The sequence below is a fragment of the Aquidulcibacter sp. genome (genome assembly GCF_044346625.1).
Lineage (GTDB): Bacteria > Pseudomonadota > Alphaproteobacteria > Caulobacterales > Aquidulcibacteraceae > Aquidulcibacter.
The window spans coordinates 66,192-75,034 of the sequence record NZ_JBIIYV010000007.1 but is presented as its reverse complement, the minus strand read 5'-3'; the positions used below and the strand labels follow the sequence as shown (position 1 = coordinate 75,034).

General features: G+C 56.4%; 7 protein-coding genes. 1 reads left to right on the top strand and 6 read right to left on the bottom strand.

The window, feature by feature from the left end:
* The 5 genes from ACIQ20_RS03905 to ACIQ20_RS03885 form a co-directional block, all read right to left on the bottom strand.
* Positions 1-705 (bottom strand): serine hydrolase domain-containing protein (locus ACIQ20_RS03905; RefSeq protein WP_395777611.1); only part of this gene is annotated, 705 nt, incomplete at its 3' end.
* 331 nt (positions 706-1,036) lie between these two features.
* Complete coding sequence (locus ACIQ20_RS03900; RefSeq protein WP_395777610.1) at positions 1,037-1,534, bottom strand: GNAT family N-acetyltransferase; 498 nt, start codon at positions 1,532-1,534, stop codon at positions 1,037-1,039.
* A gap of 234 nt (positions 1,535-1,768) precedes the next feature.
* Complete coding sequence (locus tag ACIQ20_RS03895) at positions 1,769-3,382, bottom strand: DUF3363 domain-containing protein (RefSeq protein ID WP_395777609.1); 1,614 nt, start codon at positions 3,380-3,382, stop codon at positions 1,769-1,771.
* 205 nt (positions 3,383-3,587) lie between these two features.
* On the bottom strand, positions 3,588-3,803 hold the full coding sequence (locus tag ACIQ20_RS03890; protein ID WP_395777608.1) for a hypothetical protein: 216 nt from the start codon (positions 3,801-3,803) through the stop codon (positions 3,588-3,590).
* 192 nt (positions 3,804-3,995) lie between these two features.
* Positions 3,996-4,391 carry a single-stranded DNA-binding protein gene (locus ACIQ20_RS03885; protein ID WP_395777607.1) on the bottom strand — a complete coding sequence of 132 codons (396 nt, stop codon included), beginning with the start codon at positions 4,389-4,391 and terminating at the stop codon, positions 3,996-3,998.
* A gap of 858 nt (positions 4,392-5,249) precedes the next feature.
* On the opposite strand from ACIQ20_RS03885, the gene ACIQ20_RS03880 reads away from it, so the two are divergent.
* On the top strand, positions 5,250-7,733 hold the full coding sequence (locus tag ACIQ20_RS03880) for a tetratricopeptide repeat protein (RefSeq protein ID WP_395777606.1): 2,484 nt from the start codon (positions 5,250-5,252) through the stop codon (positions 7,731-7,733).
* Here the strand turns inward: ACIQ20_RS03880 and ACIQ20_RS03875 are convergent.
* The gene (locus ACIQ20_RS03875) at positions 7,624-8,721 is read right to left on the bottom strand and encodes an ArdC family protein (protein WP_395777605.1); all 1,098 of its coding nucleotides are present in this window, start codon (positions 8,719-8,721) and stop codon (positions 7,624-7,626) included. The two genes, ACIQ20_RS03880 and ACIQ20_RS03875, sit on opposite strands and share 110 nt — an antisense overlap.
* Positions 8,722-8,843: the final 122 nt, after the last annotated feature.

Sequence of the window (8,843 nt, the reverse complement as noted above, 5' to 3'; positions counted from 1 at the left end):
ATTGAGCAGCGCGGCAATCTGGGACTCGTTAAAATCGGTCACGAGGTCGTTGGTGCCCATGTCCCGCGGGGCAAGCAACGGCGCTACGCGGTGCGCCGCGTTGGTGGGCACACCGATGGTGATGTCCAGTCCAGCTAATTCCTCAGCGACAAACTGGCGTAAGCTGCGTCCATCGACACGGCGGCACAGGGCACTTGCCAGAAAACCGACGGAAATCGCGTGATAGCCGCCTTGCGTTCCTGGCTTCCAAAACGGTTTTTGTTCAGCGAGCCGTTCAGCAGCCGCTTCCGTATCATAGAATGTTTCCAGCGTTGCAGGCTGACGAAAACCGCAAAGCCCAGCTTGATGCGACAGCAACATCGCAACCGTGATCTCGCCCTTACCCTCAGCCGCGAACTCGGGCCAATAGCGCGCAATCGGTGCATCATACTCAATGAGTCCGCGATCGACGAGCATCGCAAAGCACGCCGCCGTAACGCCTTTGGTGGTAGACCAGACATTGACCAGCGTATCCGCCTGCCAAGATTGTGCATTCTTGCTACTATCTACCGCGCCGCCCCACAGATCGACGACTATTTGCCCGTCAACCACCATTGCTACCGATGCCCCAACATCGCTGCGCTCTGCAAAATTGACGGCAAAGGCATCACGGACGGCCTCGTAACCCGGTTCGCAACTGCCGTTGATGATCATCGAGTCATGCATATCCATCCCCTGTGCCGAATATCCTTAGTGAAGTTGATACCTAAGCCTTGCTGCAAACGATAGACCTCAAAAGCCGAAACAGAAGATCCAATGGCGATGTCAAAAGACTTAACTTATAACTGTGGTGGTTCGAGATCGGCGCGAAGGGATCGTCGGATCTTTAGACTTCACCAAAGTGCCCTTGATGACCACCCTTGGCGCATTTGAGACTTCCGGCAAAACTTGGCCGATTGCGGATGGTCCGCTTAAGAGCGCGCGAACGTCGAAAGCTGCCGTTTGTAGGTTTTGAACGCCAACCGCCGCCTCCGGCCCATTACGGACTTTGGAGCGATCAGCGAACTCGTCGGAAAACTCCGCAGTCTTCACCGTGAAATAATGTGTCGCGTTCGTAGCGGAAGCCAGCTTTGAGGAGAACGCGCTCGGACGGATGGTTTCCCTTCATGACTATTCCAACCAGGTTTGGCTCGGAGCACGAGGTTTCCCAGATTCCCACTAGGGCATGGGTGATCTCGGTGGCAAGACCCTGCCCCCAGGCGCTTCTGACGAACGTGTACGCGACTTCGAGTTCCGAGGCACCTTCAACATCGACATGACGCAAACCCGCGCGGCCCAAGAACGTCCCATCGTTTGCTCTGAGCGTCCACAGACCAAAGCCATGATCGCGCCAATGACTCAGATTGGTCTCCAGATATTCAGCCGTCGCAGCACGTGTCCTAACGCCCCCGAGAAATCGCGATACCTCGCTATCAAGGTGGAGCTCCACAAGATCAGCCAAATCCTCGCGCCTTAGCCTTGCCGCCTTAAGTCGGGGGGTCGTGAACGTATCCATTTCTCGATTTTCGCACGCTTGGACCACTGCCGCCATTCCCTCTTACTGTTTTTTGGGCGACTTCTAAGCGCTGCGACCAGTGACTACTTTCTGGAAAGCAAAGTTTCCTTCTAAAAGGCAACCTCTGGCGCAAAGCGGATATGCCAGTAGCCCGATAAGGTCACAACAATGGGCTTTCAAATTTCGGTGGCCGAGACTCGGTCGACCTATTGAACCAATGGGGGGCACTGAACACTACCGCTCCACGCCCATCGCCAGACCGATCGCCTGCCCAACGGCGAGCTCTTGGCCAGCCTGCAAGGCCATGGCAGCATAGCCCACGCCGCGATTGATGATGGCGTGCTTGCCCAGACTGGTGGTGACATGCCCTTCGACGAAGCCCTCGGCTCGGCCATAGCTGATTTGGCCAGGGGCATTGATTCCCAGATCGCGCGCCATCACGTGTTTCAATTCTGCTTCGCGTAGTCTGGCCCAGGCAGTTGGCTGGAAGCCAAGACCCCGACCTTGGGCGATGGCCTGGCCGGACTTTACGAGATGGTCCGCCCGGGCCCTTAAGACAGCCTCGACTTCTCCACCCATATGCGTCGGACTGGCTACGTTGGCGCTCAACTGGCCGCGTCGCATCAGTTCAACATCGAGCGGTGTCAGGCGGTCGATGGTTGGATCGAATGCTCTTACTTGAGACGTCTTTGGACTTGATGACGGAGTGTCGATAGCAGCCTCGACTGGAGCTTCACGCTCTGGCACTATTCGCTCCGTCCTTACCTCAGACAAGCCTGCCAGCGCCTCCAATCGCTTGGCCGCCCAGTGTGACCGGATCTGGTCCTGAGCAGACTGAAGCCGATCCAGCCTGCCCTTCAAGCCATCGACAAACTTCACCCCTTCACGTGTGTCTGCCTCCACCAGATTGAGGCGCGCGAGGTGAGTGATGCGAACTCGCGTGACCGCGCCAAAGGTGTCATGCCGATCAATCTCTGCGCGCGGGACACTGCCGTCATTCGACGCTGCCAGCTTCTCCAGCTTCAAATCAATGTCGGTCCAGCGGTCGGCGGTGGTGCGTGCAAACAGACCGCGCTCTGCTTCCGAGCGGCTCTGATCGCCGAGCAGTTCCTGCGCGCAATCTTCCGCGTGGCCACGAATGCCATAGCTGATCACCTTGCGCGGGATCACCAGATCGCGCCCATTGGCACGCTTGCCACGGATCAGCACATGGGCGTGAGGCTGGTCTGTATCGTGATGATTGATCGCGACCCACGCCATTTTTGGCTCGCGTAAATCACCTGCCACGCGCTCCATCACGTCGCGCACATAGGCGTCCATATCATCAATCTTGTCGCCATGTTCCGGACTGATGATCAGCCGGAAATGATGCCGGTCGCCATCCCAGGAGGCGCAAGCCTCATGCACATGATCGCGCTCCAGCCCGCCCTCTGGTCCGTAGAATCCTGTCTCAGTTCCATCAGCACCCATGCCTTCACGCGCCAGATAACGTAGATGACGCGACACCGCTTGACCCGCATTCTTGGCCCCGCCAGCACCCCCATGACGGCCCACAAATGCCTTCACCATGACCCGCTGACGCGCACCCACATAGAGTGCAGGCCCCCCTCCAAAGCGCCCTGCGGAAGTCCCTACAGAGCCCCTCTGAGCACCCCCGCCAAACATCTTTCCGGTCGCCAATCGCCGCGCAATCGACGCCTTCACGCCGGTTCCTGAAGCTGGCTTCAAACGATTGGGCAGACGCGGTAAAACGTCCTCTGGATCATCGCGCAACCGGCGCTCGATCATTTGGCGCAACGGCAGGGCGTCCAGACTTGCTGGTCGTTCACCACCGCTCTGTCCTGCCATCTGACCCATCGCCAGACCCTCCAGAACGCCGCCAAAAGTAAGTCATCAGCGGCGTTTCAGCAGTAAGTCATGGCAAGTCATGAGGCGCAACACAAAACACCTAAAACACGAATAATATCATGAAGATACAAGCCTCACGACTTACCCTCTTTTATCTAGCCCCCGTCCCTGTTTCATAGTGTTTCGCAAGTCATGGGTTTTGAGATTATGTCTTGTGCCAGGGCGAGAAGAAAAAGCCCGGTTTGCTCATCACCACACCGGCTGCCTCATCAAGAGCGATCACCGCCCGGCTCAAAGCCATGTACTCCGGACCACCAGCCCGGTAGGTCTGGGACATGGCAAGCAGCTCCTCCCGATACGGGCGCAGCTTGTCGAACGGCTCCTCGGGAAAGATCAAACCCTGCTTGCTGCGATGAACCATGCTGTCAGTATGTTCATGAGACGTTCGGGCCACAAGAGACAAGCCACAGCGACACCGTTCTGACCTGTGGACAGGCAGGGTCATCGCCCGACTGGCCACAGGTCAGACCGCGCACAGGCATGCCAAAAGGGCGAAGCTGAGAGGCTTCGCCCTTGGGCAGATCGGTGATGGTGGCGGGAGCCCGGAGGCCGCCTAAGCGGCGACCTCCATGGGCAGGTCGGTGTCAGCCAGGTCAGCGTCTGCCTTCGGCTTGGCGCGGGCGAGGACTTCGAGCTCTGCGAAAGGTCCGAGTACGAACTCGATGACGTAGCGGGTGCGGCCCTTGTCGTCGTCGTAGGAGCCTGGGCGGATGCGACCGAGAAGGCGGACCCGGCTGCCCTTCTGGACCATCGCTTCGATGCGGGCGATGAGCGCTGGGGCAAAGACAGTGACGCGGTGCCAATATGTCTTCTCGCGGCTTGCGCCGTCTTCGGTCTTCCAGCGCTCTGAGGTGGCGACGCTCAGCGTTGCCAGCTTGCCGGTCTTGCCGAAGGTCTTGATCTCGACCTTGCCTACGTTGCCGACGATTTCGAAATTGGCCTTGTCCATGGTGGTTTCTCCGTTGGGTCTGAATGCTGCCCGTCCGGTGCTGTCCCGGCCAGGTTTCCCGAATTGGGGGTCGCGGTGGCGACGGGGCGTAACAGCATCCGGAACAAGGCGAGGGACGTGGGCACCACGACCCGGTGGCGCACAAGGGCTAGGCGCGGGCAGGAGCAAGCCAAAGGCGCAGCGACAACTCGGGCCCTTGAATTCGAAGAATGTTGCGACACGCCGCCGGAGGCAGTTTTCAAGCCACGTCACCGCGTCTCCTGAGACGGGCAACATTGGGACGAGACGGGTAGCTCAGACCAATATAATGGAGACAATAACCGCCATGGGCGAGGTCGATCCTGATGCCTGTCGTCGGCGTGGAAAGGGTGTTCAAAGATCAAGACGGCAAAACCAAAAAGGCAAGCTGCGACCACGTCGCCACCGACTTTACGAGCGCGAATTGGAAGACTGGGGACATGGGGCATAGGTCGGCGGGAAGACTTTCATCTTGGAGCGTCACTGACTTTTTGCCCCCGTGCTTCGTGCGCTTTGGCGAGTGGTCAAAGGTGCGGCCGTCGGGTTCGTCCGGTCGCCGCCAATCCGTCAAGCTCCCAATGACAACGCACCTGCAACGAATATCAGGTTGTTGCGATTGCAACTCGGACGATTCCCGAAGTCCCGTGAGCTCAAAACTTCGCCAGCCATAACAAGTAACGATTAGCCGAGCCTGCACCATGTAGAGTTTACCTGCGAGTTAGTCGGTGCTTGTCGCTCAATTGATGTTGACGCTCAATTCAGCCTTGGGTTAGGTTTTCAGCTACAAGGATTAGTGTGAAATCGAAAAAATTCGCTCAATGAATCAGAGGTCATATTTTCATGAAAACTCATTGTATTGGAATTCCATTAGCCAAAATCCTCAACCACTCTTCCAAGGCGTGGGTAGCGGCCATCTTTGCTGCTTGCTTGGCATTGCAGCCAACTTGGGCACACGCTCAATCAACTTCGACCTTCTCCGCCGAACGTTGGGGGCTAACAGCCCAAGACCTCAGCACACTGACCGGCGGTAAGATTATCGAAAAAGCTCGCTTTTCGTCTCGCGTTGCAGAAATTCAAACAGCAGTCACAAATGGCGACCCTTATGCAAGTCTCTTGCTTGGCTTTGGCTACGATACCGGCGTCGGAATCGAAAAAGACGCAAATCAAGCTTTTCAACGCTACCAATACGCATGCCAACAGAATCTTGCCCGTGGTTGCAGCAATCTTGGCCGGATGCACCTGACGGGGTCAGGTACTCCAAAAAACGAAACTCTTGGCGCAGAATTGTACCAACGTGCTTGCGATGCGGGGGCCGCAATTGCATGCTCAAATTACGGAGGCTTACTTCAGAATGGTTTGAGCATTGCCAAAGATGAATCAAAAGCGGTCCGTCTTTTTGAACAAAGCTGTAATGGTGGATTCGCCCCGGCCTGCAGTTTCGCAGGAGTGATGTTTCAAGCCGGAACAGGCATCGTGAAGAATGAGCCAAAGGCTGTCTCGCTTTATAGGCGCGGCTGTGAGTTGGCAGATGGGGCAGCCTGCACAAATCTTGGCATACTCGTATACAACGGCATCGGCACGGAAAAAAACTTGACTCAAGCGGCAGCGCAATTTCAAGCAGGCTGCGCCGCGGGCAATACACCTGGATGTGTCTATTCCGGCCAAGCCTTTGAATCTGGAAACGGTGTAACAAGTGATGTTTCACGAGCCGCAGCGTTCTATCAGCAAGCCTGTGATGGCGGTGATGGAAGCGGGTGTACGAGTTTGGGTGTCCTCGTTTCGAAAGGTAATGGCATAGCGAAAGATTTAGCGCGCGCTTATATGTTGTTCCAAAAGGGCTGCGAAACTAACGATTTGCGTGGATGCCGTAATGCCGGATTGGCTCTGTCTGCTGGCAATGGTGTTAACAAGGATGAAGCACGAGCCGTCGCAAACTTTGCAAAAGCCTGCGATGCCAATGACGGTGAAAGCTGCCGTTTGCTGGCGTTACAGCAGTTTAGTGGATCTGGAACAGCAAAGAACCTGCAAACAATGCGAGCAAGCTTAGATCGGGCTTGCAATTTGGGGAATGCATGGGGCTGCGAGTTGTTGGCAGTCACATGGTCCAGCAGTGACGAGGGTGCCACAATCGACTGGCAAAAGGCAGTGCCGCTATACGAACGCGCCTGTACAGGCCGACGCGGGGAAGCGTGTGAACGGTTGGCGGATCGATATGCCCGTGGCGAGGGCACCCAACTGAACTTTGGCCGTGCATACGTGCTTTATGAAGAAGCCTGTGCACTTGGCGTTGCGACTGCATGTACGACCGCTGGAGTTGCATTCTTTAATGGCAATAATATCACCAAAGACACTGAACGCGGTTCGAGGTTACTGAAAACAGCATGCGACAAAGGAGACCAAGGTGGCTGCCGCGCCTTTACACAAGCGACAACCATTCAAAATCAAGCAAGTGCAAATCGGTTGTTTGATCAGGCTTTGGCTGCCGCGCGCGATAATCGCCATGCTGAATCTTCAAGGCTCTATCAGCAAGTTTGTGACGCTGGGGATGGGGCCGGCTGCACCAACTTAGGCTTCAACTACGAAAACGGCAGAGGTGTGACGCTTGATTTAACTCAAGCGAACACACTTTATCAAAAGGGTTGCGATGCGGGAAATGGCGTTGGTTGTGTTAATCTTGGTGCAAGCTACGAAAATGGAAGAGGCGTTCCTCGCGACCTAGCCTTAGCTCGCACAATGTACCAGCGCGGTTGTGATGCTGGAAATTCAAATGGCTGTTCAGCGATTGCAGCAATAAACGAACGGCAAAGGCGAGATTCGATGAGGCAACTAGTTGAGCGCGCTGACCGCTTGACACAGGCTCGGCGGCCGCAAGATGCGGTAACACTTTATCGTCAGGCCTGCAGTGCTGGTAGCCTCGTTGGATGCTATGGCTTGGGTGCAGTCCAAACGAGTCCACAGTTTGGGATAAACAATTTTTCTGAAGGCAACCTAGCTCTCAAAAGTGCCTGTGATGGCGGAATATTCATAGCTTGCGGAATCTTAGGGCAAAGCTATGCATTTGGCCGCGGTGTCAGAAAAGACACAGGTACCGCGCGACAGCTCTATCAACGCGGATGCGAAGGTCGCGATGCGTTTTCGTGCTACAGGGAGGGAAGCGAGTTTCTCAATGTGAGCCCACGCACAAGAGAACTTGAACGTCAGGCGATCTCGCGATTTAGGCTCGCCATTCAAAACGGGCTAAAGGATGACGGTGATGATATTCACGAAGGCGTGGCTCGAAGTTTGATTTCAAAGTGGGAACGACAAGGCTGTTTAGCCTGCTAACAGCGCTTAACTCCACCCCCATCTCCCGCAAAACCCAATCCGCCGCAGCCTGAGCTTTGCTTGCAGCCGTCAAAAACGCTGACGGACTGTCACTGAGCGCCTTTAGCCATCCTTCGATATAGCTAGCATGATCCTCAAGGTGATCGGCGGGCAATCCGATTGTCGCGCCGATGAAGGCGCTGGCGAGTTCGGCGACGAGTTCTTCAAGCGCATAGCCTGCATCGCCAAAGCGGGTTTGGCCGAAGTCTCGGTTGAGGCGGGTCTCGTGGCGGGAGGCATGGGCCGTTTCATGGGCCAGTGTGGCCCAATACTGGCTTCCATCACGAAAGGCCTCACGAAGGGGCATTTGGATGAAGTCTGCGGCCTTGGAATAGAAGGCCCGATTGCCGCCATGGCGCAGCTTGACTGGGATGCGAGCAAAGAGCGCTGCCAAGCGGGTATCATCGTCACTTCTGGTGCACGGGCAAGCGGGAACAGGATCAGCGTCGGGATTGGGGTAGAATTCCTCTGGCAAGCCATCAATCTGTTCGGCGTTGAAGACGGTGTAGCCGCGCAGGATGCGGCGCGTCTCGCCTGTCTCTGCGCCATTGGCGTTGCTCGCTTTGCTGACGATGGAAGGCCTGGCCGTATCTCCGGACGTGTCGGATAGTTCGGTATAATAGACCACATAGGACCCACGTTCACCCTTGCGGACGCAGGCGTTCATGGCCAGCGCCTGTTTGAAGGTGAACCAGTGGCGGGCTTTGAAGCTACATTCCAACGCCGCTGCCCAAAGTGCAACAATGTTCATGCCCCTGTATGGCGTGCCGCATGACCGCAAGGGCAAGACCAAAGCCTCAGACGGTGCAATATCATCCCAGGGCTTGATCCAAGGGCGCACGCCGCGCTCCAAAAGCGAAGTGATCTGGGCTGTAACGCGCTCATGCGGCGTCAGCCGGGTTTCATCAGTCGTGTAATTGTAACGGGAAGAACGGGCAGCATGTGCCATGGCGGAGATCTCCACCGATGGAAATATGCGTCACGCGACACTCACAATAAGCTCGCGCCGCACCCATCGGCCGAGATCAACAAACCGCACCCCCGCTAGCCCGCCCGCACCCCGGTGGTATC

What these genes read in the sequence shown, in the direction of transcription:
- ACIQ20_RS03885 (WP_395777607.1), bottom strand. Translation starts at nt 4,391, where the DNA reads ATGGACAAGGCCAATTTCGAAATCGTCGGCAACGTAGGCAAGGTCGAG.
- ACIQ20_RS03875 (WP_395777605.1), bottom strand. Translation starts at nt 8,721, where the DNA reads ATGGCACATGCTGCCCGTTCTTCCCGTTACAATTACACGACTGATGAA.
- ACIQ20_RS03895 (WP_395777609.1), bottom strand. Translation starts at nt 3,382, where the DNA reads ATGGCAGGACAGAGCGGTGGTGAACGACCAGCAAGTCTGGACGCCCTG.
- ACIQ20_RS03900 (WP_395777610.1), bottom strand. Translation starts at nt 1,534, where the DNA reads ATGGATACGTTCACGACCCCCCGACTTAAGGCGGCAAGGCTAAGGCGC.
- ACIQ20_RS03880 (WP_395777606.1), top strand. Translation starts at nt 5,250, where the DNA reads ATGAAAACTCATTGTATTGGAATTCCATTAGCCAAAATCCTCAACCAC.
- ACIQ20_RS03890 (WP_395777608.1), bottom strand. Translation starts at nt 3,803, where the DNA reads ATGGTTCATCGCAGCAAGCAGGGTTTGATCTTTCCCGAGGAGCCGTTC.